General features: G+C 41.3%; 23 protein-coding genes. 5 read left to right on the top strand and 18 right to left on the bottom strand.

Annotated features, from left to right (window positions below):
- Positions 1 to 4: 4 nt before the first annotated feature.
- The 4 genes from ELQ35_RS11740 to ELQ35_RS22610 form a co-directional block, all read right to left on the bottom strand.
- Complete coding sequence (locus tag ELQ35_RS11740) at positions 5 to 1,012, bottom strand: LacI family DNA-binding transcriptional regulator (protein ID WP_126865010.1); 1,008 nt, start codon at positions 1,010 to 1,012, stop codon at positions 5 to 7.
- 149 nt (positions 1,013 to 1,161) lie between these two features.
- Positions 1,162 to 1,800, bottom strand: a complete 639-nt coding sequence (locus ELQ35_RS11735; protein ID WP_126865009.1) for a bifunctional 4-hydroxy-2-oxoglutarate aldolase/2-dehydro-3-deoxy-phosphogluconate aldolase — start codon at positions 1,798 to 1,800, stop codon at positions 1,162 to 1,164.
- A 62-nt stretch (positions 1,801 to 1,862) separates the two neighbouring features.
- Entirely contained in the window at positions 1,863 to 2,822 is a 960-nt protein-coding gene (locus tag ELQ35_RS11730) for a sugar kinase (protein ID WP_126865008.1), read from the bottom strand.
- Positions 2,810 to 2,968, bottom strand: a complete 159-nt coding sequence (locus ELQ35_RS22610; protein ID WP_185861745.1) for a hypothetical protein — start codon at positions 2,966 to 2,968, stop codon at positions 2,810 to 2,812. The genes ELQ35_RS11730 and ELQ35_RS22610 overlap by 13 nt, the downstream gene beginning before the upstream one ends.
- Before the next feature lie 243 nt (positions 2,969 to 3,211).
- Between ELQ35_RS22610 and ELQ35_RS11725 the strand changes: the two genes are divergently transcribed.
- Positions 3,212 to 5,176: an aconitate hydratase gene (locus ELQ35_RS11725; RefSeq protein WP_126865007.1), complete on the top strand. Its 1,965-nt coding sequence runs from the start codon at positions 3,212 to 3,214 to the stop codon at positions 5,174 to 5,176.
- 251 nt (positions 5,177 to 5,427) lie between these two features.
- Complete coding sequence (locus ELQ35_RS11720) at positions 5,428 to 5,634, top strand: DUF1657 domain-containing protein (protein WP_126865006.1); 207 nt, start codon at positions 5,428 to 5,430, stop codon at positions 5,632 to 5,634.
- A gap of 509 nt (positions 5,635 to 6,143) precedes the next feature.
- Here the strand turns inward: ELQ35_RS11720 and ELQ35_RS11715 are convergent.
- From ELQ35_RS11715 to ELQ35_RS11700, 4 genes are all read right to left on the bottom strand, one after another.
- Positions 6,144 to 7,733: a phosphodiester glycosidase family protein gene (locus tag ELQ35_RS11715; protein ID WP_126865005.1), complete on the bottom strand. Its 1,590-nt coding sequence runs from the start codon at positions 7,731 to 7,733 to the stop codon at positions 6,144 to 6,146.
- Positions 7,734 to 8,404: 671 nt separating this feature from the next.
- Positions 8,405 to 9,469 (bottom strand): ABC transporter ATP-binding protein, encoded by a 1,065-nt coding sequence (locus ELQ35_RS11710; protein ID WP_185861744.1) that lies wholly within the window; start codon positions 9,467 to 9,469, stop codon positions 8,405 to 8,407.
- Positions 9,456 to 11,210 carry an ABC transporter permease gene (locus ELQ35_RS11705; protein ID WP_126865003.1) on the bottom strand — a complete coding sequence of 585 codons (1,755 nt, stop codon included), beginning with the start codon at positions 11,208 to 11,210 and terminating at the stop codon, positions 9,456 to 9,458. Before ELQ35_RS11705 ends, ELQ35_RS11710 begins: the two co-directional genes overlap by 14 nt.
- Positions 11,211 to 11,242: 32 nt before the next feature.
- Positions 11,243 to 12,295 carry an ABC transporter substrate-binding protein gene (locus ELQ35_RS11700; RefSeq protein ID WP_126865002.1) on the bottom strand — a complete coding sequence of 351 codons (1,053 nt, stop codon included), beginning with the start codon at positions 12,293 to 12,295 and terminating at the stop codon, positions 11,243 to 11,245.
- A gap of 340 nt (positions 12,296 to 12,635) precedes the next feature.
- Here ELQ35_RS11700 and ELQ35_RS11695 point away from each other — a divergent pair, with 340 nt between their 5' ends.
- The 3 genes from ELQ35_RS11695 to ELQ35_RS11685 all read left to right on the top strand — a co-directional run bounded on the left by ELQ35_RS11695 (position 12,636) and on the right by ELQ35_RS11685 (position 15,438).
- Positions 12,636 to 13,163 carry a phosphatase PAP2 family protein gene (locus ELQ35_RS11695; RefSeq protein WP_126865001.1) on the top strand — a complete coding sequence of 176 codons (528 nt, stop codon included), beginning with the start codon at positions 12,636 to 12,638 and terminating at the stop codon, positions 13,161 to 13,163.
- A 127-nt stretch (positions 13,164 to 13,290) separates the two neighbouring features.
- Positions 13,291 to 14,418, top strand: coding sequence for an MGDG synthase family glycosyltransferase (locus ELQ35_RS11690; RefSeq protein ID WP_126865000.1), 1,128 nt, complete (start codon positions 13,291 to 13,293; stop codon positions 14,416 to 14,418).
- 12 nt (positions 14,419 to 14,430) lie between these two features.
- Positions 14,431 to 15,438, top strand: coding sequence for a metal-dependent hydrolase (locus tag ELQ35_RS11685; RefSeq protein ID WP_126864999.1), 1,008 nt, complete (start codon positions 14,431 to 14,433; stop codon positions 15,436 to 15,438).
- Between the two features lie 268 nt (positions 15,439 to 15,706).
- On the opposite strand, the gene ELQ35_RS23750 is transcribed toward ELQ35_RS11685, so the two are convergent.
- The 10 genes from ELQ35_RS23750 to ELQ35_RS11635 form a co-directional block, all read right to left on the bottom strand.
- Entirely contained in the window at positions 15,707 to 16,465 is a 759-nt protein-coding gene (locus ELQ35_RS23750; protein WP_370873458.1) for a nuclease-related domain-containing protein, read from the bottom strand.
- A 28-nt stretch (positions 16,466 to 16,493) separates the two neighbouring features.
- On the bottom strand, positions 16,494 to 16,688 hold the full coding sequence (locus ELQ35_RS11675; protein WP_126864998.1) for a hypothetical protein: 195 nt from the start codon (positions 16,686 to 16,688) through the stop codon (positions 16,494 to 16,496).
- A gap of 154 nt (positions 16,689 to 16,842) precedes the next feature.
- Complete coding sequence (locus tag ELQ35_RS11670; RefSeq protein ID WP_126864997.1) at positions 16,843 to 17,160, bottom strand: DMT family transporter; 318 nt, start codon at positions 17,158 to 17,160, stop codon at positions 16,843 to 16,845.
- 12 nt (positions 17,161 to 17,172) lie between these two features.
- Entirely contained in the window at positions 17,173 to 18,261 is a 1,089-nt protein-coding gene (locus tag ELQ35_RS11665; protein WP_307365203.1) for an ABC transporter ATP-binding protein, read from the bottom strand.
- Positions 18,227 to 18,991 (bottom strand): HAD family hydrolase, encoded by a 765-nt coding sequence (locus ELQ35_RS11660; RefSeq protein ID WP_126864996.1) that lies wholly within the window; start codon positions 18,989 to 18,991, stop codon positions 18,227 to 18,229. Before ELQ35_RS11660 ends, ELQ35_RS11665 begins: the two co-directional genes overlap by 35 nt.
- Positions 18,981 to 20,495, bottom strand: coding sequence for a CehA/McbA family metallohydrolase (locus ELQ35_RS11655; protein ID WP_126864995.1), 1,515 nt, complete (start codon positions 20,493 to 20,495; stop codon positions 18,981 to 18,983). Before ELQ35_RS11655 ends, ELQ35_RS11660 begins: the two co-directional genes overlap by 11 nt.
- A complete protein-coding gene (locus ELQ35_RS11650) occupies positions 20,495 to 21,799 on the bottom strand; it encodes an ABC transporter substrate-binding protein (protein ID WP_126864994.1) in 1,305 nt (434 codons plus the stop codon). Before ELQ35_RS11650 ends, ELQ35_RS11655 begins: the two co-directional genes overlap by 1 nt.
- Before the next feature lie 25 nt (positions 21,800 to 21,824).
- Positions 21,825 to 22,721 (bottom strand): carbohydrate ABC transporter permease, encoded by an 897-nt coding sequence (locus ELQ35_RS11645; protein WP_307365210.1) that lies wholly within the window; start codon positions 22,719 to 22,721, stop codon positions 21,825 to 21,827.
- 23 nt (positions 22,722 to 22,744) lie between these two features.
- Positions 22,745 to 23,578, bottom strand: coding sequence for a carbohydrate ABC transporter permease (locus ELQ35_RS11640; RefSeq protein ID WP_126865111.1), 834 nt, complete (start codon positions 23,576 to 23,578; stop codon positions 22,745 to 22,747).
- A gap of 259 nt (positions 23,579 to 23,837) precedes the next feature.
- The gene (locus tag ELQ35_RS11635) at positions 23,838 to 24,602 is read right to left on the bottom strand and encodes a DeoR/GlpR family DNA-binding transcription regulator (protein WP_126864993.1); all 765 of its coding nucleotides are present in this window, start codon (positions 24,600 to 24,602) and stop codon (positions 23,838 to 23,840) included.
- Between the last annotated feature and the right edge of the window lie 154 nt (positions 24,603 to 24,756).

The raw sequence follows: 24,756 nt of genomic DNA, 5'->3' as shown, positions 1-24,756 counted from the left end.
ACTCCTATTCAACTTTTCTCCGGGACGATTCCCGTATCAATAATTCGCATGGAAAAACATATTCCTGAACATCCTGAACCTCGTCATCAATTTGCTTAAGCAGCAGTTCTGCCGCCTGTTGCCCCATTTCATGGGCTGGTTGGGCAATGGTTGTCACTGGAGTTTCTGCAAGATGAGCAAACGGGATATTATCAAAAACGATTAATGCTACATCTTTGCCAATTTTCAACCGTTTTCCGTTAAAAAATTCGAGCACCTCGAGAAAAGCCAGATCATTTCCGGCAAATAAAGCTGTCGGCGGTTGTTTAAGGCTAAAAAGCTTTTCAAGTTCTTCTTGCATATTTTTTATTTCAGTATGGATCATATATTCCTGCCTGAGGGGAATTTCCGCTTCAATCAGCGCTTGTTTATAGCCATGGAGCCTGTCAACCCTCGGACTGATGCTTAATGGCTGTGTGGCAATTGCAATTCTTTTGTGTCCATTTGAAATAAAGTGGGAAACAGCTTCCACGGTTGCTTCACTATTGGCTGCAACGACTGTATTTGCTTTTAAGCCTTCTACCTTTCGATCCATAAAAACAACCGGATAACCCTCTTTTATCATGTTTTCATATAAATCCATGTTCTGCCCCGTCGGGAAAATAATCAGTCCATCCACTTGCTTTGCCCGAAGTACCTCAATATATTTTCTTTCTTTTTCAGGATTGTCGTCGGCATTGCAAAGGATGGCCTGCATATCGTGCTCATGGCAATAGTCCTCAATCGAGCGGCTGACCTCGGTAGAAAGGCGGTGCATGATATTGGCAACAATTATGCCGATCATTGATGTGCGCTTCTGCTTTAAACTTCGCGCCAGATAGTTGGGCTGGTAGCCAAGCCTTTTGATTGCTTCATCTACTTTCCTCTTCGTGTCTTCTCCCATATATTCATAACGCTTATTTAAAAATTGGGAGACCGTACTTTTAGAGACTCCCGCTTCTTTAGCTACATCTGCCATTGTTACTTTTGCCATTTTATCTTCCTCTTTCAAAACATTCGTATCTCCATTTTAAAGGCAAAAGCTGCATTAATCCACTAATTATCCATTGCAAAATTGTCATTCGATTTCTCTATAAAGGAAAGCCCTCCATATCCCGTAACAGAATGAGAGGGCTTCCGCTGCTATTCTTCTCTTGCTTTGGCCACTTCTCTGATAAACTGTGCTGCTTTTTCTTTCATTTTTTCGAGATATTCTTCGGTTAAGGCGTGTGCCGTGTTGGCAAGCGTGCTGCCCACCCCAACTGCAACAGCCCCTGCTTTTATAAAAGCGCCTGCATTGTGGACATCAACGCCACCCGTTGGCATTAAAGGAATTTGTGGCAGAGGACCGGCTATGCTTTTAAAATATTCCGGCCCGGCTGCATTTGCTGGAAATACTTTGACTATATCTGCCCCATACTCATATGCTGTTAGAATTTCCGTTGGCGTAAACGCACCGGGCACACTGACTACGCCATATCGCTTAGCCATTGTGATTGTTTCTTTTTTGACAGTCGGTGAAAATATGAATCTCGCACCGGCCAGAATCGCTGACCTTGCTGTTTCGGGATCAAGAACGGTTCCAGCGCCGACCAGCACATCTTTTCCAAAATAGGCAGCTGCTGCTTCGATTACGGATACAGCCTTTGGGGTCTCCATTGTTATCTCAAGTGCCGTAACTCCCCCATCCTTTAACGAGTTTCCTATCTTTATAATAGATTCAGGCGTTGCTCCTCTGATAACAGCGACAACGGCCCGGTTTTTTATTTCTGAAACACCCATGATTTCCACTCTCCCTTAGCTCTAGTAATCTGGCATACTTTATGAAATCCAAGTGTTGCATGTTACTTCACTCCTTGTACTTGTACTTTCATATATTCCATCAGTTCATTGCGGTTAGGATAACCATCATTATCACCAGGAGTTTGGACGGCCATTGAACCGATTGCATTCCCGCGCAGCACGGCTTCCTCTAGCTGCAGATTTTCAAGAAGACCACTGATAAGGCCCACCGCAAAACCGTCTCCAGCTCCAACCGTATCAACAACTTCTTTCACTTCATAAGCAGCGACAGTACCTTCTTCGATACTGTTTTTGTAGAACGCTCCTTTGTCGCCAAGTTTGATGACTACAAGTTCAACCCCTTTATCCAAATAAAAGGAAGCAATATCACGCGGGCTTTTAAACCCAGTTAATATCTCGCCTTCGGAGATCCCTGGAAAAACGTAGTCTGCTTTTACAGCAAACTGATTAATAACTTCAATCATCTCTTGTTTAGACGTCCATAGAGTCGGCCTTAAATTGGGATCAAAGCTGACAGTGCTTCCTATTTCCTTCATATGAGAAAGCACTCTCTCTGCGAATCTGCGGGTGTGGCCGGAGATCGCTAAAGGAATCCCGGTCATATGCAAATGGCGGGCACTCGTGAAATATTGATGTTGGAAATTTTCAGCATCCATAAAGCTAGCTGCTGATCCCTTTCTAAAATACTGGACCTCAGGATCTCCATCTATAACCTTTGATTTTATTTGGAATCCGGTTGGAAAACGTTCATCTGTTAAAACATGATCAACATTTACATTTTCCTCCCCAAGCCTTTTCATAATAAACTTTCCGAATGCGTCAGACCCGACTCTACTGGCCCATCCAGATTTGAAACCAAGCCTCGCCAGCCCGATTGCGACGTTTGTTTCCGCACCTGCAAGCTCCCTTGTAAAATGTTTTACTTCATGCAGAGGTCCTGGATTTTCTGCGATAAACATAGCCATCGCTTCACCGAACGTTACAACATCTAACGATTGCATACAAAATCTCCTCTCTCGCTACCCTTGTTGCTTTCCACCATTTCCACATACTCCTTCACACGCTCCGCTGGTACAATCGGAAATTGGCCTTTTTCCATCACTTCTTTCCTACCAAAAGCATTTAACGGAATAATGACACTTTTCATCACACGCACCTTCTGTCGACTATAAACCGATTTAGTAAATCGATTTATCTAGAGTATAAAATAATTGAAAGCGCTTTTCAATAGTTTTTTTCCAAATGCTATTGCACGATGAAACTTTAAATTCCCGGATATTTAATCCACCAATTGTGCATCTTATTAAAGGACTTTTTAAGTGTCTAAATATGGACAATATTAAAGATTAGATATCAACAATTAAATTTTTTTTAAACAGGAGGAAGTTACATGCCTTTAAATATTACCCAAAAGCTTCTAAAAGGGCATCTTGTTTCTGGTGATATGATTCCAGGCACAGAAATCGGACTGAGAATAGACCAAACCTTAACTCAAGATGCCACGGGAACAATGGTGATGCTAGAACTGGAAGCGATGGGATTAGACCGTCCGAAAACAGAGGCGTCCGCCCAATATGTGGACCACAATTTGATTCAAGTGGATAGCAAAAATCCGGATGATCACCTGTTTTTGCAAAGTGCCACGCGGCGTTTTGGATTATATTATAGTCGTCCAGGGAATGGGGTCAGCCATCCAGTTCATATGCAGCGACTGGCCAAACCGGGGAAAACGTTGCTTGGATCAGATAGCCATACATGTGCAAATGGATGTATGGGTATGCTGGCCATGGGCGCTGGTGGAATTGATGTGGCTTTAGCTATTGCAGGTGAGCCTTTTTACGTGAAAATGCCTAAGGTATGGGGTATTAAGTTAACGGGAGAACTATCGGATTGGGTGAGTGCAAAGGACGTTATTTTAGAATTGTTGCGCAGACATGATGTTAAAGGTGGTGTTGGAAAAGTCATTGAATATTACGGGCCAGGCGTTAAAACGTTAAGTGCAATGGATCGCCATGTGATCGCAAACATGGGGGCTGAGCTAGGGGCAACTGGAACTGTTTTTCCTTCTGATGATGAGATAAAACGCTTTTTAAAGGAACAAGATCGAGAGGATGACTGGATAGAACTGGTTGCTGATGTGGGTGCAACTTATGATATTGATGAGGAAATCAACCTGTCTGAAGTGGTACCGCTTATTGCTAAACCGTCGAGTCCAGGAAACGTAGTCCCTGTTACGGAAGTTGCTGGTACACCGATCTATCAATCTTATGTTGGTTCCTCGGCAAATCCGGGATTTCGCGATTTCGCCATTGCGGCTCAAATCGTTAGCGGAAAACAAATTGCAAAGGGTATTTCTTTTGATATTAACCCAACCTCAAGACAGGTATTAACCGATTTGGTACAAGAAAGCCATATTGCAAGCTTACTTCAATCTGGGGCTCGTTTACACCAGGCAGGTTGTAATGGCTGTATTGGAATGGGGCAAGCACCGGCAACGGGACGCAACAGTTTACGGACAACACCCCGTAATTTTCCTGGACGTTCTGGAACGAGAGAAGATAGCGTCTATTTATGTAGTCCCGAAACAGCCGCGGTCTCCGCATTAACAGGGGAAATTACAGATCCACGTACCATGGATGTTCCATATCCCAAAGTCAAGGAAATGAAGAAACCAACCGTTGATAAAAATTTATTGGATGAACCATTGCCATATGAGGAAGCTAGGAAAGTTGAGCTACATAAAGGACCTAATATTGCATCGATACCACAAATGGACGAGATGCCAGATCAACTGGAAATTCCCATTTTGTTAAAAATGGGTGATAATATCTCAACCGATGAAATACTTGCCGGAGGAGCACGTGTTCTTCCCTATCGAAGCAATCTTCCTGAAATTAGTAAATTCACCTTTGAAATTATTGATCAAACCTACTATCAACGTGGAACGGAAAGTGTTAGTCAAGGTGGACATGCTGTAGTAGGCGGATTCAATTATGGTCAGGGTTCCAGCCGTGAACATGCTGCACTAGCACCAAGATACCTTGGTTTACGCGTTGCTTTAGTTAAAGACTTTGCGCGAATTCATTGGCAAAACCTTGTTAACTTTGGTGTGTTGCCGATAACCTTTGTTCACACAGAAGATTACGACATGCTGAGCCAAGGAGATGTTCTTGAGTTTTCTAATCTGAGGACGAACATTAAAAAAGGGAATGAGTTCTCTATTAACGTTAAAGGAAAGAATCAACAAATTCCTGTAAAACATGCCCTATCAGAACGTCAGGTGCAAATAATGCTAAAAGGCGGATTAATCAACTGGGTTAAAGATCGGCAAAAGAGTGCCGATAACACCTTTTGATTGTATGAACTTTTGCTTAAAGTACACCCTAAATCTAAAGATTTTTTTGGAGGTATGACAATTGGTGGACAGAGAAAACACTTGCAAAGCCTGTGAAGGAACTGGCATGCTATCCGATGATGAAGGCTGGCAATACGAATGTAGTGTTTGTAGCGGCTCAGGGACATTTTATAGGGATAATCAACCTACTAAAGTGATGTCCGTGGATGAAAATAATCGTCTACTAGATTAAATAGAAAGGAGGTATTTAAATGACAGTTGGTACAAAAATGCAAGAAACTATTGCAAGCTGTGAAAGTACATTAGCTAACCTACATTCATTTGCTTTGGAAACTCAGGATCAAAACGCTAAACAGTTGTTTCAAAACCTCTCTACCCAGCAAGAACAAATTTTGGAACATGTAAAAGCCCGTTTTCAATATATCCAAAGTCAAGAGCCGCAATATGGTCAAAGTTAACCAAATTTACAAAAAAGGAATAAAGAAACTACTTTTACCCATTATAAAAGGTATAACAAACAAGGAGGTTATATAGTGAGACTAGCAGCCCAATTGGAGCTGTTTATCAGGTTGTTCCTGAAAATCAGGAGCACATTCAACAATATGTAAACCAGTACCAAAATCCAACGAATGGTTCAAGTGATCAACTATATCAGTAAAAAGGGCCACCATCATTTCGCGAAGAACAAACGCTAAAAGGCCTGGTTTGGAGAAACCGCAGGGTCCACGATTGCAAGCTAAAAAAAGTGTGTTGAAGCACTACAGGACAAAACAACTACTGATTCGGGGTTTTCACGCAAAAAATTCAAGTTTCGCTGGAAATAAGCAGGGTTTTATAAGGTGAAAGAAAAATACCTCCTAGGGCCTCAACCTAAGGAGGTAACCACTATGAATAGGCAGTGGGTACAGGAATTCATTCCATAAATTTTTATGTTCGAGCCATCCACAATTTTAAGACCTCATCCTCTTTATGGTAAAATAACAATCCCATCTCCGATTAGACGTTCACCTGCAGGATCGGATGGATGATTTACCAGCTTAGAACCAATTGTCATAGCTGTGGAACCACCACCATCCAGATTTAATGCGTCAATCGCACCAAGAGTTTTCATGATCTGTGCACTTTCTTTGAAATTTGCTCCTACACTGTAAAAAGGCTGGCGTCCGTCGACCGTGACCAAGAGAATTTTACCGTCTTCGGTAACACCTGCTAGTGTACGGGGATTGCGGCGTTCTCCAAATCTGTAGTAGAATTCTGGGTTACCACTCCAATGGAAACCTTCACTCATTGTGGTAATCTTTTCTTTACCGTCACGCAGCAATCGTGGTCCGCCGTTGACAATACCAGTTGTCGTCCGAGCTTTAATTGGTTGATTATCCGCAAGAACACTGGTATTCATATGGAGTTTTGCACCTTGCTTCCCATGGGCCAACAGCCAATCAGAGGCATCGCCTGTGCCTGCCAGGACGGAGCCTTTAAGGGGGATGGAGCCGCCCCTTCTTTCACGCACTTCTGTGACTTGTCCCTCGGAATTCAGAACAACTTCCATTCCTTCCCCTGGCTGAGTTGCAGAACCGAAACCGGATGTGAATTGAATAAGTTCCCCGGGATCCGTACATGTAAAATCATGCTTAGAGAAGTCAAAGGTATCACCGATCCCACCACATCCACGGATCAATCCGGGCTCACGGTTTAAGCCATCTACTTCTCTTTTAACACCATCAGATGCCGTAACGGTAAGTTGAGTTTTTACCGATGCTATCCGCGCTTTTTCCCCTGATAAAATCAGGCTTGTCCTCCCATTTACCGCTTCACTTATGAGTTTTCCCCCAATCATCGAAACTCCGGCAAGATCACCTTCAGTACCATCACTCGGTCCCACTATAAAATATCCCCCATTTATGGCCGCCAACGCATCTGTACGAGCCGCCATGCCAGTCAATTTTTCCTTCCCGGGTACAATTCCCGTTCCCAGCTCCGGTTGTATATCCCCTTTAAATTTCATTGGATCGATTTCAAGAACATTTACTACCCAAGGCCCTTTAGTTTTCCCTCCGTCTTCCGCTGAAAAAACGACGCGGGATTTATCATACCCTTTCCCTTTCAGCTCATCTCTCAATTTGTTGGCATCGCTCTCCGACTGAAATGATCCAACACGGACCAGGTAGCCGAGTGGGCCATGTTCAGGATCGTCTGCAGGCCCCACTTTAATTTTCTTTACAAGAGATGTGTATCCTTCGGAATCCAATTGTTTCTTCACTTTTCTTGCTTCTTCCCGGGTTTTACAAAATGCCACATCAATAATGAAGACATCTTTTTCCGAACTGGTCCCGCGGATGATCTCCGTATGGATAAGCCCCGAAGCAATCTCTGTTTTATCCCTTGTTTCCGCAAGATTGGAATCCCCTAGAGGAAGAGAGTGTTCTTTCACAGGAGCAGCCTGTACAACATTTGATGGCAAGTTTATTGTGGATACCCCTACAACTGTTACTGTCATTGCTGTAATGAAGCACTTGGAGAACAGCTTTTGAAAAACATTCAAAGTGTTTTGTTTCATTTTTTCTACTCCTCCCTATTTAATCCTTTTGCTCAGTCATGACTAATTATCCAAATTCAATGTGTGGAACTTGCTACACACGTATTAACTTTTGTAAAGGAATGTTATTAAATTTGTAATTCAAGTATTACAAAGACAGGATTGGAGTGTAAAAACAAGTAAATGTAGGATATGCAAATTAATTAACAGTTACTGGTATATGACAAAGATACAGCAGAAACCATATCACTTATTACAGGTGGGCAGATCCCTAAATCGGATTGTTCTAGTTTCGCAGGTATCTTCCGAAGCGTTCGCAAAGTTATCGAATCGGTTTCGAATGGTTCGGAAGCATGTTCTGAAGGTAGAGTCGTAATGGATTCTTCAAGTCCCCAAGCTAGCAGGTCACTTCACATAAAAGTAAGAAAGCTGAAGATAATTGTAGAAATTTCATTAATCAAATGATTGATTAGAAATCCACTTTTGATTAAGACGTAACGAATCTATTAAAATACACAATACGAAACCTGTCGAAACATTTCTCGACAGGCAAATTTTTTGAATATTCACTTAAGATAGTCTACTACTTTTTCCCTCCATTTGAAATGGCTCAGCTCTGTCTAATACAATATCCGCGGTTAACGGTAAGTGATCAGAAGCTAAAGTTTTCATAACTTCGGCATTTATTGTTTTTATATCCTTAGAAGTAGATTGGCAGGAATCCTCAATCGAACCGAAACTTCATTTCCAGGCTCATACCTCTTCTCATAAATTGGCGAATAAATCGTTAGCAGCTGTTCCTCCACTGAAACAGTGTAATGCACTTCATTTCCTTGGAACTGTGCAAATAAAACTTTCCCGTTCAGCTGACCCGGTGAGGGTTCTTCTAATTTCCATTGTTCTGGGCGTATTGGATACACGTTCTGCCGCTTCAACTCCAGGGATACACCAAGATCCTTCCACTGAACAGAAGGAAAGCCTTTTGGCATAAACGTATCTGTACTAATCCACTGCCCTTCCATCACATTACTTTTACCAACAAATCTCGATACAAACACAGATTTAGGTCTCGTATAAATCGTTTCAGGTGAATCTACTTGCTCAACCCGCCCTTGATTCATCACGACAATCCGGTCTGCCATTGCTAAAGCCTCTCCTTGATCATGTGTAACATAAACAACGGTGGTTCCTGTCTGTCGATGAATCGTTTGAATTTCTTTACGCATTTCTATTCGCAGCTCTGCATCCAATGCACTCAATGGCTCATCCATCAATAAAATTGAAGGCCTTGGTGCAATTGCCCGGGCTAAAGCGACCCGCTGCCCCTGCCCTCCTGACAACTCTGATGGATAGCGTTTTTTTAATGATTCCAGGCCAACCATTTGCAGTACTGTGTCAACTCGTGCGCGCTGATCTTGCTTTCGTTTAGCTTCTGCAAATCGGTGATGCTTTAATGGGAATAAGATATGCTCCTCAACGGTCATATGGGGCCAAAGTGCAAAAGACTGAAAAACCATACCAAGATTGCGTTTCTCAGGCGGCTTGAGAGAATGTGCTGATCCTACTAATTCGCCATTTAACATAATCTGGCCTGCTGTCGGTTTTATAAAACCTGCCAATAACTTGAGTAACGTTGTTTTTCCACAACCTGAGGGTCCTAAAATCGCGATAAACTCTCCAGCTAAAACCGTCAAATTAATATCCACAAGGGCTGTAAAAACACCGTATTGTTTATCCAGATGTTCAATTTGAATCATGATGTCTCAACACCCTCTTCTTCCAGACATTTTCCATCCACATAAAAATGACACCGCCAATTAAAATGGCAAGTACTATCAAGCTTGAAAACGCAGTGGAATACGTACTGTATCCTGCTTGCTCAAAGCTAAAAATAACAACGCCAATTGTTTCTGCACCACTTGACCATAATAAACTTGAAACGGTTAATTCCGTCAGAGCTGTCAATCCAACAAGCAGTGCCCCTCCAATTACGCCAGGCAAAAGAAGTGGCAGTAATATTCTGCTCCATTTTGCAAGATGAGAAGCTCCGGCAGTTTGGGCAGCCTCTTCCATGGTCGGATCAATTTGCGTGAAGGCAGTTAAGCTGCCTCGTAGTTGAAGGACCAGAAATCTCGTAATATAAGCAATAAGTAGAATCCAGATGGTGCCATAAACACCAGGTTTCCATCCCAGGATCGGTTGAACCCACATTAAAATCATACATAAAGCCAGCACCGTTCCTGGCAGGGCATAAGGGATGGTCAAAATCATCTCTACTATGCGCATCGTAATACTATTACGCTTAAATCGTAAATAAGCAAGGAATGTTCCTACCACTGCACAAATAACCAAAGTAATCAGGGCCAAGCTTAAACTATTTCCAACAGCTTGCATGACTTTTTGATCTTCAAATAATAAATATCGATAGTTTTTAAGTGATAGATTTTCCCATTTAAAAGACACGCCATATGCTTTAATAAATGATGTAGCAGCCATTACGATAAATGGAACAAGGCTGCTAACCAAAAGAAAGCTCCAAATTCCTATCTCCGCCACACTTCGCCAAATCGGTGATAAATAGTACCGGGGCTCCATGTCTCTCTTTGCGGTTTCATTGACATTACTTTTTCTTACAACGAACCATTGAATAAGTGTTCCAATTAAAGCGATAATACCTAGGAATACGGAAAGGACAGATGCTCTTGCAAATGCACTTGGGCCATAGCCAATAATCTGCTCATAGATATAGGTGCTTAACACTCGAATATTTGCAGGAATACCCAGGAATGCAGGGATTCCAAAATTATCAAGATTGGATAAAAACGCTAATAATCCACCTCCTGCAATACCAGGAAGTGTCATCGGAAAAATAATCTTCAGAAAAACCGTCCGTTTAGAAGCACCAGACACATTTGCTGCTTGTTCCAGATCTCTTGGGATTTTCCGAAACACGTCAACAGTGAATAAGTAAACAAGTGGATAGTGTGAGATACCTAATACAAAGATTATTCCCTGGATGCTGTATAAGTTAGGTGCAGAAATGCTCCCTAGTGGAAAGCTTTCCAAAAGATAATCTATTGGGCCATTATTTCCGAAAAACTGAACCCATGCCAGCGTTGTGATATAGGAAGGTACAATAAAAGGTAAAAATATAAACAGATTCATCCACTTTTTCCCTCGGATATTCACATAGGCCATGACCCATGCCATACCTACACCCATCCCAATCGCTAACAAACTACTGAAAACAACAACCCAGACAGTATTTTTAATTACCGGCCAGGTTGCAGGTGCGGTTAAAACCTCAAGATATAATTGAAGGCTAAGCTCTCCTTCTGAAGTGATACTTAACCATATTAAGCGAATAACTGGTAAAAGAAATATAAAGATGATCATGAGAAATCCAAGGATTGCCCATCCATTCTTAACTATAGAAGAAAAGGAAAACGAGGAGGTGTTCCTCACTTTCCTTAATGTCTCTTGGTGTTTTGGAAGCATCTTCTCCACTCCCTTATCTCTCTAATCAATCTTTACTGTGCACCGAAGATTTCTTCAAACTTTTGTTTATCGGTTTCCCTTGCTTGGTAAAGCTCTGAAATATCGGCTTCAATAACATTCATTTCTTCAATTGTTTTTAATCCCTTCGGCGCTTCGACTCCTTTGCGAATCGGTGTATAACCCAGTTCAGCAGCGAGCTGTTGCCCTTCCTCTGATAAAACATAGTCGACGAAAGCTTTTGCAGCAGTTTGATTGTCCGTTTCATTCATGATTCCAATCGGTTCTGTAATAACCGGTACTCCTTCTTCGGGATAAACAAGTTCTACCGGAGAACCTTCCGCTTTAGCACGAGCAACTAAATAATCAACGATCATTCCATAGTTTTTTTCTCCACCTGCAACAGCTTTCAGCACATCACCATTCCCTTTTGTTACTGAAACATCATTCGTTTCGATCTTTTTATAAAAGTCCCAGCCGAAATCATTTTGCCGAGTCAAAACACCTAAATTATATGCTGCCGCACCAGAGTATAACGGGCTTGGCATAGCGATTTTCCCCTTTGCTTCATCAGAGGTTAAAACGTTCCAACCCGTTGGCATTTCTTTTACATTTTTCGTATTTACGGCTAACCCTGTTGCCATTACCTTTGTCCCTGTATATCTCCCATCAGAATCAGCAAAACGCTGAGGTATATCACTTAATTCAGGAGATTTATAAGATAGCAATAAGTCATCTTCTTTCAAACTCTCAAACGTAACAGAGTCTGCCACCAAAAGCACATCTGCTTGAATATCACCAGCTAACCGCTCCGCTTTAAGCTTTGAAATAACTTCTTCCGTACCGGATCGAAACGTCTCCACTTTTACCTCTGGATACTTAGCCTGAAAACTTTCAACCAGTTTAGCAGCATCAGCATCAGGTTGAGAGGTATAAAAGTGCAAGGTGCCTTCTATTGATTCCCTTCCACCCTCCGCCTTTGCGGTGGAAGAACCTTCTTTCCCTTGATTAGATGCGGCATTATTTCCACAGCCTGCCAAAATAACCAATACCATCGCAAGCAGTATTCCTTGATTCCATCTACGCATGTTTTTCCCTCCTTAAACGATTTCTCTCTAGGTCTAATTTACAAGACCAATGTTAAGGAACAACAATGTCATAAATAAAGAACGTAAAAATTCTGTTAATTTGGCTTAATAATAAGGATTAAAATAGATCTCCTTTTTATTGGAAAATTATGTGTTTGAAGAAGCAGTCTTCTTTAAGAAATTTGATATTATCGGCCCATACTTATAATATACAAATATTTTACATTCCCTTAACGATAGGACGGGTATGGCTCTAATACAATGAACTAAAACAATCTTTATCTGGAGCGAGACAGGCAGATCCGTATTATAATTTATTGTTAAAGGAGAACAGACAATCATGAGACTAATACGTGCTTGCTATGACTTCGATTGTCGAATATTTCAGCAGATAAATCGCCGTTTTGATAATAAACTTTTAAACCCCTTTTTCCGCACTATCACACACATCGGGGGATCTTGGTTTACCATAGTAACAGTTCTACTACTAATGATCTTTGCCTCTGATCAAACCAGAATGACTGCCATTTCCAGTGCACTTGCCTTATCCGTAAGTCATCTACCTGTACATCTTGCCAAGAAGCTGTACCCCCGGAAAAGACCCTATATGATCTTAGAAAATACGAAGGTTCCTTTTAATCCTTTACAAGACCATTCTTTTCCTTCAGGTCATACAACAGCCATATTTTCCGTAGTTATTCCTTTTGTTTATCTAGTGCCATCCCTGTCATTTGTCCTCATTCCTTTAGGTATTTGTGTCGGCATATCAAGAATATACTTAGGTCTCCATTACCCTTCTGATGTAATTGCCGGAGTGATTGTTGGGTCATTTTTCGGAACGATTTTCTTTTTCTTACTAAATATTTGATAGACATTAGACCCACTGATAGTGAATTCATCAATTTTTTATTTCCTTAACAATTTCTTACTGTCCCTTCATGTTTCCTTTAAGTAAGCGTGATACTCTGAAAAAAAAAATAACAGGGGGTATTCGAGTGAGACGTCCTTCCGCTTTGATCCTGACAGCCAATTATGGGAGCGGCCACCTCCAGGCAGCAAAAGTAATCGCCGAGGAACTTAACAATAAAGGGTTTGAGCCTGTTGTATCAGATTTATTTGGTGAGTCCTACCCTATAGTTTCTACTTTCACCCAGTCATTACTGATCAAAAGTTTTTCTTATGGCCCCTCATTTTACAAGTGGTTATATTACGGTACAAACAAGCTACATTATAAAGGTCTTGCCCAATTTTCCCGATATCTTGGCCGCAAAAGGCTGCTGGAGCTTATTACAAAATATCGTCCTCAATTTATTATTTCAACGTTTCCTCTTCATTCAGCACCATTTTTAATGAAACAATTTGGTTATTTTATTCCGACTTATACCGTAATAACTGATTATTGTGTTCATCCTTATTGGATCAATCCTTTAATTAACCATTACTTTGTAGCATCCGATGCTGTGAAAAACATTTTATTAGAACAAGACATGCAGGAAAAACGAATTACGGTGAGCGGCATTCCCATTCGGCCCCAATTTGAAAAGCAAATTAATAAAAGAGCCGTTTTTGAAAAATATCAATTATCTCCCTGGAAGAAAGTGATTACGGTACTTGCCGGCGCAAATGGTGTATTAAGAAATGTGAAAGAACTATGCCTGCAATTGCTGAAGGATCCAACCCATCAGATTGTAGTCATTTGTGGAGATAACGAAGATTTGCATAACCGGCTTCTACCGCTTTCCCTTCTCTTCCCTGGCTGTTTTCATGTATTCGGATATGTGGAGGAAATATATGAACTGCTTGCTATATCTAACTGCCTGATTACAAAACCTGGTGGAATAGCACTTTCCGAAGCCGCATCATTGCAGGTTCCCTTAATTCTTTTTAAGCCTGTGCCTGGCCAAGAAACTGAAAATGCCAGACATTTCACCGAAAACGGTGCTGCTGTTGTTTCCCACTCTGTAATGGAAACATTTGAACAGATACAAACGTTGTCGCGAAATAAAGAAATGATAACAAACATGAAGAGAGAATTAGCCAAAATTCATAAAGCTCACTCAGTTACAGTCATCACCGATTATGCGATTGACAAAACTAAACAGAAATCAGCAATTATACGCTAAGGAGGAAAACCAATGGATACAACCTCTCATATTATAATTGGATTAGGATTAGGCGCTTTCGCCCAAATAGACCCGGTGGTTGCTGAAAGTTCACTTTCCCACGCTGTCATTATAGGCACGGTATTCGGTTCAAACGCACCTGACTTTGACTGCGTTTTCAAACTGAATGGGAATGGCAGTTATTACCGTAATCACCGGGGATGGTCACATTCTCTTCCTGCCCTTCCCTTATGGAGCTTCTTTGTTTCCGGATCCATATATACTTTCTTCCCTGGTCCGTCCTTTTTCCATCTGTTTTTTTGGACCTTTCTCGCTGTGGTTATTCATGTCCTTTTGGATTTGTTTAATGTATATGGAACGCAGGTATTCCGGCCTTTTTCAGCAAAATGGATTGCCTTTGATTCAATTCCGTTAATTGACCCTTATATTTTGATGCTTCATATTGTCGGATTTGCTTTGCTTCCTGTTTTTGAGGCAGGAAAGATTTTTTCATTTGTTTATTTGCTGATGGCTTTATACATCTTGATTCGCACTGCCTATGCATGGTTAATAAAAAAGGATTTAGAGGATTCTTTCCGAAATGTAATCCGCATAAAACTTATCCCGAGGGCAGGAATATTTAAATGGGATCTTTTAATTGAAACTGAGGATCATTTTTTATTCGGAGTATATTCGGTCAGAAATCTAATTATTGAGCTTACACTTTCGAAAAAAGTGGAACACCCTGAATTGGTTCGCGAAAGCAGGAATGCCCAACCCGTCTCCGACTTTCTCGCCAGCACCAATTATGCATATCCTTTTGTCCAGCAAAGGAAAAACGGCTACTTTGTTTATTGGAAGGATCTCCGTTTTCGCACTAATAAATTTTTTCCTTATCTTGTAGTAATGTTTATTTCCTCTGATTTAAAGAGCAAGGTTTCATATATCGGTTGGTTACATTCTCTAAAACAATATAAAAAGGTATTAAGGAAATTAGAGAAAAATTCCGGATCTTTAAAAGGAAAAGAGACGTCCTATTAGGAAATTTCATTATAAAAAGAATAGCTGGCACCTGAAAAACACAGATGCCGGCTTTTTGTAGTCAATTGTCCGTAAAATGGACTATTTTTATATCGTATGAATTATCTACGATTCTTCCATCCCTGGATTAAGCGAAATATTTCAGCATTTAAGCGAAAAGCGCGGTAATTAAGCGAAAAAAACTTTAATTAAGCGAAAAACTTGATTTTTAAGCGAAAGTTACTATCATTTAAGCGAAAAGCAAATTGCTCTGATCTAGGTCACTATTTCACTTGTTGTCTCTGCCATATAAATCTACTGGCGGATGGTAAAAGCGGCCTTTTGTTGTGCCCGAACTGGGAAAATTCGTAGAAGCCAGCAATCTTGATGCAACATCTCTTGAACTCAAATCAGCAAACTGGCGAAACTGCTTGTTATTAATCTTCGAATCAATCAGTAAAAAATAATCACGCAACCCCTGCATATTAGCGTCTTTCGAATAGATGTTACAAGCCGGGCAATGCCATTGTCTCTTAACACGGTACATAGGAATAAAAAAGCAAGAAGGGCAATGGATACCTGATCGAAGCTGATTTTTTGAAAGAAGGTATCGATCCATAAAAAGCTTTTTGGGAGGGGTGTTCTTTTTAATGAGCATCTTGCTGATTTTTAACAGTTCTTTAGAAGAGAGGACTTCCTTTTGATATATGGTTTCCAGATGCTGAATGCGATTTAATAGATGAGGGGCTTTAAATACTTTTTCAAAAATCCTTCTGTGGCCAGGATTTGTTTTTAATATACTATTCTTATTGCAAATCACTACAACATATTCAATAGGAACTTGCGGCAAACGATGTTTTTCGAAGAATCCCTTCAGCTGAAACTGGTGGAGCCTCGCCTGGGTAATCGGGTCTGGAAAACCTTCTTCTTTGCCTTCTTTATTGGTTCGGATCAGCTGGTGAAATAACTGATCAAAAAATAGAGTGCCTGCGATGTTCTTAACTTCGATAATAATGGCTAAATTTGATGAAAGAAGGAGGGTATCAATTTGGAAGGTATATTCGTCCCGTGGAAGATTAAGATCGTGGAATAATCTCTTTTTTGAGTTCCCCTAACATAGTTACTAAAGATATGTATGAGGATAATAGTTTTCTTGCTTCTTCTACATCAAGCCGTTCTTTGCCGATATCATAAGAGTTTAAGTATAAACTGGTGAGTTCATCTTTTAGTTTTTGGTTGATGATTTCTTCGTAGATTCCTTGTTTGAGCACAGTGTCACCTCTTTATTATCGAATTATATTTTCAGATTTAATTGTACTCTAAGATGAACCTTGCATACAAAAAAAGAAAGGTCTTCATCCTACGACGACTCCCTTCCTTTTTAAAATAACCTATTGTATTTGAAATAGTTCTAGTTCAATTTTATCAAGCCGACAGCTTAACCCCCACCAACCCCAAAACTATTAACAACACAGACACAACCTTCAAAGCATTCAATGTCTCACCAAAGAAAACAATCCCCAAAACACAAATCGTCAACGTGCCTGTTCCAGACCAAATGGCATACGCCAAACCTAAATCCATTTTCTTCAATACTAGAGTAAAGATACTGAAGCAAATGCCATAACACACAAAAATCATAACGGTTGGCAGGGGACGCGTCAGGCCTTCTGACATTTTCATGGAGATGGTGCCGGCTACTTCAAAGACAATGGTGATCAATAATAAAATCCATTCCAAGATGATCCCTCTTTATCAGCAAATTCTCTCTTCGGTGTCACTATCAAAAAAGTGCAGCTTGTCTAGATTAATAGAGAAGGAAACGGCTTTGTCGATAGGCATTGACGAAGGGGCTTGTAAAGAAACCTGTTGGCCGTTCCAGTTGGCTTTTACATGCTGTTCATTCCCTAATAGCTCGACATGCTCCACTTCAGCCACAAAGCCCTCCTCATATAACACATCCGTTGCTCTAAATCCTATTAAAATATCCTTGTTTACATAGTTTTGACGTTCCAACATATCTGCCGTTTGGGGAGGTAGCGTCAAATCTTCTCCGCCAAATAACAACTTCACTTGTTTTCCTTCTTTTATAACGGAGGCCGTGCAAATATTCATTTGCGGGTTCCCGATAAATGATGCCACAAAGCTGTTTGCCGGTTTTTCATAGATGTTTTGTGGTGTATCGATTTGTTGGATCATGCCGTCTTTCATGACCACAATGCGAGTCCCGAGAGTCATTGCTTCAACTTGGTCGTGCGTCACATACACGATTGTGTTCTGCAGACGTTGATGCAGTTTTTTGATTTCTCTTCTCATTCCAGTTCTTAGGGCAGCGTCGAGATTGGATAGCGGTTCGTCCATTAGGCATATTGCCGTGTTGGCTACCATGGCCCGTGCCAGAGCTACGCGTTGGCGCTGGCCTCCTGAAAGCTGGCCGGGTTTTCGTTTCAAATAGGGTGTTACATTTACGACTTCAGCGGCTTCTTCTACTTTTCTCTTGATCTCGTCCTTGCGCATATTTCTCATCTTTAATGGAAAAGCGATATTTTCATAGACCGTCATGTATGGGTATAGCGCGTAGCTTTGAAAAACCATCGACATGCCACGTTTCATCGGCTCCAGGTCATTTACAAACTTGTCATTCACTTTAATCTCACCATTCGTGACCTTTTCAAATCCTGCGATCATCCGGAGTGTAGTGGATTTACCACAGCCTGAAGGCCCGACTACTACAATGAATTCTCCGCGATTTATGTCCAGGTTGAGACCTTTAACGGCATGTGCGCCATTTTCGTAGTACTTGTCGATATTATGCAGTGAAAGAGCGTTCATTGATTCTAACATCTCCCTTTACTTCCCAGATGAATTTATCATGATTAATGAGGTGTTCCACATTCGGGATGACAAAGTCCGCTAGCTTTTCAAGTTCTTCTTTAGAGCCAACACCTGATAAGACGCCTATTCCAAAGCCTGATTTGCTGTTTTTTGCTGTTTGCATATCGATGACTGTATCTCCGACCATCGCGACTTCTTCCCGCGCTAATCCAAATTTTTCGCAAAATTTCTCGACCACTTGAGAAGATGGCTTTTTCTCGTATAAATCGGCTGTTCCTACGAATTGGATGTCTTCCCTGATGCCTAAATGTTCTAAGCATAGGGCAGTAGTTTCATAGTCATCCGCCGTAGCAATTCCAACTACGATTCCTTTATTCCTCAGTGCCGAAAAAAGCGGAGATAAATTGCATACTGACTCCACATGCTCGATCGACTGCTTTGTTTTTTCTAAAACTCGCTCCGACAGCCATTCATGTAAATATCGAATGTCCTTTGGCAGTACATCTTGAAACGCTCGGGTAATATCCAGCGAAGTTCCGCTTGCTAAAATCCCTTTCTCGTCAACAACTCCGTCTTTCAGTCCAATCGATTTACACAATTCATTTTTAAGAGTTTTATTGCCTTCCTCGCCGATCATTTCTAACAGGTCATCGATGACATCGCCGATTACTTTAGGCCAAATCGATCCGAATTTTAATAAAGTACCATCTTTGTCAAATAGGATTCCTTTAATTTTCAAAGCCTGTCACCCTTACCTTTTCCAGGAGCTCTCCCCATGTCTGAACTTTCGGCTGCTTTTTTCCGTAATAAACAGGGTTCGAAAATGCCAGCAGCTCTCCGCTCACGTTGCGGATTTCCAAGCGAAGCCAGTGATACGCTTTATCTTTCCAGTTGACTGTAAAACTTGAAGAATGGCCTCTTTCTTCATGAACCTTTTTTCCATCTTCGATCCATTGCACGTTCACATCTTCATGATCGTGTTGTAACGTAATTTTGCAAAATGCTTGGTAACCGTTTTGATTCATTGCATCTGTGAGATCTTCGCCGATTCTATATTGTTTCTCGCCTACTTGAGCCGTAAAATCAACAACGGGACCACGGGAAACATATACATGTCCTTTTTTCATATTTTCCAAAATGACAGAGGCGGATAACCGGTCTGCCCATACAAATGTCCCCGGGTCTCCAATTAGAGATGGCTCTCCATCCGTCTCATAGCTTTCATGCGGCAGCAAGTGTGAATCTGAGCCACCTACGCCTGTGATTGTGTACCCTTCGTTCCATATATGCGACCAAAATTGCAGAGCTTTTTCGGTTGCTTGGACATTGTCCAGGAAAGTGGGATCATTCCAAATTTCAATACTGTCAATTTCGGCAAGCGGTGTTTGCTTCATTTGCCACTGCCACGGAGCGAGAAAAGGGTGATTCATAGAGCAAAGAGCACCTGATTCTTTTGCCTCCTTTAAGAGATTATTCATTCCTTGCTCCGTTTCAAATCCGCCATCTTCCCTGCTTGGGCGGTAATCTATCCATTTTTTCACACCTAAAGCGTTCCAGTGCCCTTTTGTAGAGGTGATTTCAATTCCGGGAATGACTAATGTTTCTCCCTCAGCCCAGGATGTAGAGATAATGTTGTGATCTGTAGCAACGAAGAAGTCGAGTTCCTGGCTTTGAGCTGATTTCAAATTGGCTTCCTGAGTCATACTGCCATCAGATAAAATGGTATGGGTGTGGAAATCTCCTTTATACCACCTTTCTCCGGTCTCGGTAGCTGCATCCCAATGATAAGAATTCAACACAAAACCATTAGGATCATACTTCGCCCATTTCTGTGCCCCAGCCGGTATAATGCCTCCTGCTACAGCAGGCAGCTCCCCACTGCCCGCTTCACATGCAATTTCATATTCCAATTCTTTTTCTACTTTGTCACTTGTCGGTTTGTCCGTGACATAGACTTCCACTGTCCACTCTCCTAAATCCAGCGGCCCAGGCAGTGTTGCTGCGCTCGATTGTTCGGCATCCTGGTGCAGGACGATGCCTCTTGGAGATTTCCCGTACATATATTGCAAACGCAAGACGCCATTTGGATCAAACAAAAGCATACTGAACCAGCATGGTCTGCTTATTTTAGTCTCAAAGTAAATCCAATTCGTTTCCTCTGTAAGTGTAAAAGAATGATAGAAGGTAGGCAGCTGCCGTTCATCAGTAATTTTTTGATGAAACTGTTGCGTGGTCTTAATCATTATTTCCCCGCCTCATCTAACGCCTTTTGAGCTTCCTCTTTTGCTTCTTTTAAGGCTTTTTCTGCTGGAATGTTTTCAATTTCTACTTTATCTGTAGCTTTTGAAAGAGCGTCTAAAATTTGTCCCCCAGTCGGGTCAACAAAACCAGGTGTCCCATTTTTCGCTTGCTCAAGCGGAACTAGGATTTGCGGATTTTTTTCAGCGAATTCTTTGTACGCCTGTACTTCTTTAGCAGATTCACGTACAGCGATGTAACCTGTTTTGATCGACCAATCTGCTGTCACCTCAGAGCTTGTGAAGTATTTCATCCACTTATAAGCGGCTTCTTGTTGTTCTTTTTCTGCTTTTGCAGGAATAACGAGCATTTGTGCTTCTGCCTGTGGAGCTGCTTTATGATTTTTCCAGCCTGGCTGTGGATGTGCTGCAAGTTTCGAAAAATCGAGATCTCCCTGGTCACCGCTTGAACCCGTATAACCAGCTGCGCGATCCTGCATCACATCATCAATCGTCTTGTACCAATATTCCCAGCCTTGGCCGCCATGGTGAATGCGCATCGATTGATCTTCATGAATGGCTTTGCGGAAAAACTCCCATGTATTCACCCATTCATTTGAGTCAATCAATACCTCTTTGCCATCTTCACTTATAATTTCACCGCCGGCACTTAATGAAGCATCAACTAGGTTTAAATTTCCCCACATCGGTTCCCAACCGAAAACACCTTGTTCTTTCTTCAGTTTTTTAGCTGCTTCCCCTAAAGATTCCCATGTATTTAACACAGAAGGGTCAATTCCTGCTTTTTCAAACATATCTTTGCGATAGTAAAGCACTTGGGTCGTACCATATGCAGGCAAAGCATATTGTTTGTCATTCGCTTTTCCTAAATCTAATAGAGTAGGAAGAAAATCTTCTACGTTAGCTTCCTTATCTTTGTCGAAGAAAGAATCCAGCGGAGCTAATGCTTGTTTATTCGCTAAAGCATTAGCCGTCGCATGTTCCAACAGGGCGACCGCAGGTGTTTGCCCGGAAGCACTGGCTGCTTGCAGCTTTTGGTACGTTTCCTGATAATCGGCTTGCGCTATTCCTTTTACAATCACTTCATCCTGGGATTTGTTAAATGTATCGATTTTTTGTTTCATATTGTCGCCTAATTTTCCGCCCAGTCCATACCAAAATTCAATTTCAACCTTGCCATCGCTGTTTGCTGCCTGTTTTTCACCGCCGCTGCATCCTGCCAATAGAGATAGTGACATGACTCCTGTTGCAACACCAAGCATCGCCTTTTTCAAAACGTTTTTCTTCATTTTCCCCATCTCCTCCATTTATGTTTTACCCTTTCACACCGCGATCATTAATGCCTTTGATAAACCACTTCTGTGCAACAAAGAAGAGTAAGAGAAGCGGCACAACTGCGAACACATTGGCCGCCATAACTAATGGCCATTTAATCCCATATGCCCCACCTTCAATAAAAAATTGGCGAAGCCCCATGGTAATCAAATATTTATCCTGGCTTTTTAAAATCAATGACGGCCATAGATAGTTATTGAACATTTGCACAAAGCTTATTAAGCTGAATGTCAAAAACGATGATTTTGTCATTGGCAATAACACCTTCCAGAGAATCGTCCAATGACTCGCCCCATCCACTTTGGCCGCTTCCACCATTTCTTTTGGCACCTGCATGAATGCCTGGCGGATAAAGAAAATACCGAACACGCTGACCGCATTTGAAATAATCATCCCTTGGTAGCTGTCCAGCATATTAAGTTTTGATAGGATGACATAGCTTGGTACATACGTTGACGCCGCGGGCAGCATGTAAATCGCTAATATTGAAGCAAAGAGAAACTTTTGGCCTTTGAACCGGAATTGTGTTAAAGCATAAGCCATCATCGCTGCGCTAAAAATTTGAAAAAGCACAATCGCAGTGGCCGTAAACAAACTATTGAACATGTACAACCCAAAAGGGGCACTGTTCCAGGCCTCTATAAAATTTTGCCACTGGGGCTCCGCAGGCCAAAACGAAGGCGGAAACTTCCATATTTCGTCTGTTGTTTTAATCGCACTCACTAGCATCCATAAAAAAGGGAAAGCCGTTATCACACTGAATAAGATTAATAGAATATGGCGTGCTGTCTTTTTTACTATTTGTAAAAATGTAGGTGCTTCTTTTGTCTGTACTTGAGGAGTTTCGTATTTTGCTGTAGCCACAACCTCATCCAACTTTGTCACCTGCTTTCGCTTTGTTAATAATGAACCCAACGCTTGGATGCCCAGAACTGAATGACTGACAATAAGGCGGTGATCAGTACTAAAAGCGTTGAAACTGCTGTTGCCTGCCCCATATTGAACTGTTCAAATGCCAGCTGGTAGTACATATAAAGCAGTGTTCTAGTGCTTCCTGCCGGGCCGCCTTGCGTTAACACTTGAATCTGGTCATATGCCTGCAAAGCATCGATAGTTGTTATGATTAATAAAAAGAACGTGGTGGGCGAGATCATCGGAAGGGTTACATAGCGAAACCTTCGCCATTTAGCTGCCCCATCGATTGCTGCCGATTCGTATAAATCAGCAGGTACCCGCTGCAGTGCTTCTAAATAGAAAATCATCACCCAGCCGATTCCCTTCCACACCGTCACCATAATAACCGCCGGCATTGCCCATGTAGAACTGCCAAGCCAATCAATCTTTGGCAATCCCACTGATGACAACAGGAAGTTGAGAATCCCGACTTCCGGTTGGAAGATCCAAGACCAAACAATCGATACTGCGACCATTGGGGTCACCCAGGGCGAGAATATGATTGCTTTATAAAAGGTGCTTCCTGCAATCTTTTTGTTTAGCGTCAATGCCAACGCAAGTCCAATCGCCATTGTCGGCAGCACTGTAAACACTGCAAAGACCAGGGTATTTACTAGTACCTTGTAAAATTCTTTGTCTGTTAACAAACTGCTATAGTTTTCTAAACCCACCAAAGAAAAGGTCGGACTGATATAGTCCCAGTCTGTAAAGCTAATAAACAGTGACACGATCATTGGAATGAACCAAAATACCAATAACAGTATGAGAGCAGGCAACATAAACAGCGAGATTGTAAGGAATTGTTTATATTTGCTTGTTACCAATCTAAACCACCTCCGAGATTCAACAAAAAGTCACCTTTTATCACATTTACTCTCTTTTCACCACAATAATACACAAGATATTTTAATTAGTTGTGAATAAACAGTAAATTTTTGTGGTTTAAATGTAAAAACGAGTATTATCCTCTTTTTACAACAAAACCAAAAAAAGAGAGGAAAAGTTATCATGAACTTTTCCTCTCAGCACAGTACCTGCTTATTCATTTACGATTTCAATTCCTTCTTTTGCATACTTTTGAAGTACCTTATCGGATAACTTCGAATCTGATATAATCCGGTCGATTCGATCAAAATGGCAGACCTTTAAAAGAGAAGCGACGTCAAATTTGCTGCTGTCTGCCAATGCGAGACAGTTTCTGGAGCTTTCAAGCATTTTCATTTTCACCTGATACTCTCCGATGCCGTAATCTGTCAACCCTTCTGTCAAGGAGATACCGCTTATGCTCATAAAGAATGTGTCAATATGAAAACCTTTAAAGAACTCTTCTGCCATATGTCCTACCATACACAATTCTTCATTCCGCAGGACACCCCCTGGCATAATAATGGTGTAATAAGGCATTTCAGCAAGTTCAGTGGCAATAACTAAAGAATTAGTTATGATCGTAAGCCGCTGAAACTCCCCCTTTAAAGCCTTGGCAAACTCTGTGTTTGTTGTACTAACGTCTAATGCAATCGATTGTCCTTCTGAAACATAACGTAAAGCAATTTTGGCTATTTCCCTCTTTTCGCCGATGTTCTTTGTTTCCCGCAAAGTGAAGTTGATTTCTTTGCTGTTTACATCATCTAATACTGCTCCTCCGCGTACCCTCCGCAAATGCCCTTCCTTCTCTAAATGCTCCAGGTCCCTGCGTATGGTTTCAGTGGAAACACCAAATATTTTGGTTACCGAAGACACTTGCAATGATTTATTTTTCCCTAACAGATCCATGATTTTTTCGTGGCGATCATGTGCTAACAATACTCCCTCACCAACTTCTTTAGATGTCTTATCTTATAAATAGCACATTTTCACACAAATCCACAAGATAATTTGTGTTAAAAATATATAAATGACTGGAAGTGCATTGAATTGAAGCCAAAAACCCTTTACAAACAGTTAGATAAAATTAAAT

It is taken from the genome of Peribacillus cavernae, from assembly GCF_003989135.1.
GTDB lineage: Bacteria > Bacillota > Bacilli > Bacillales > DSM-1321 > Peribacillus > Peribacillus cavernae.
This window is presented reverse-complemented; position numbering and strand designations above follow the sequence as displayed.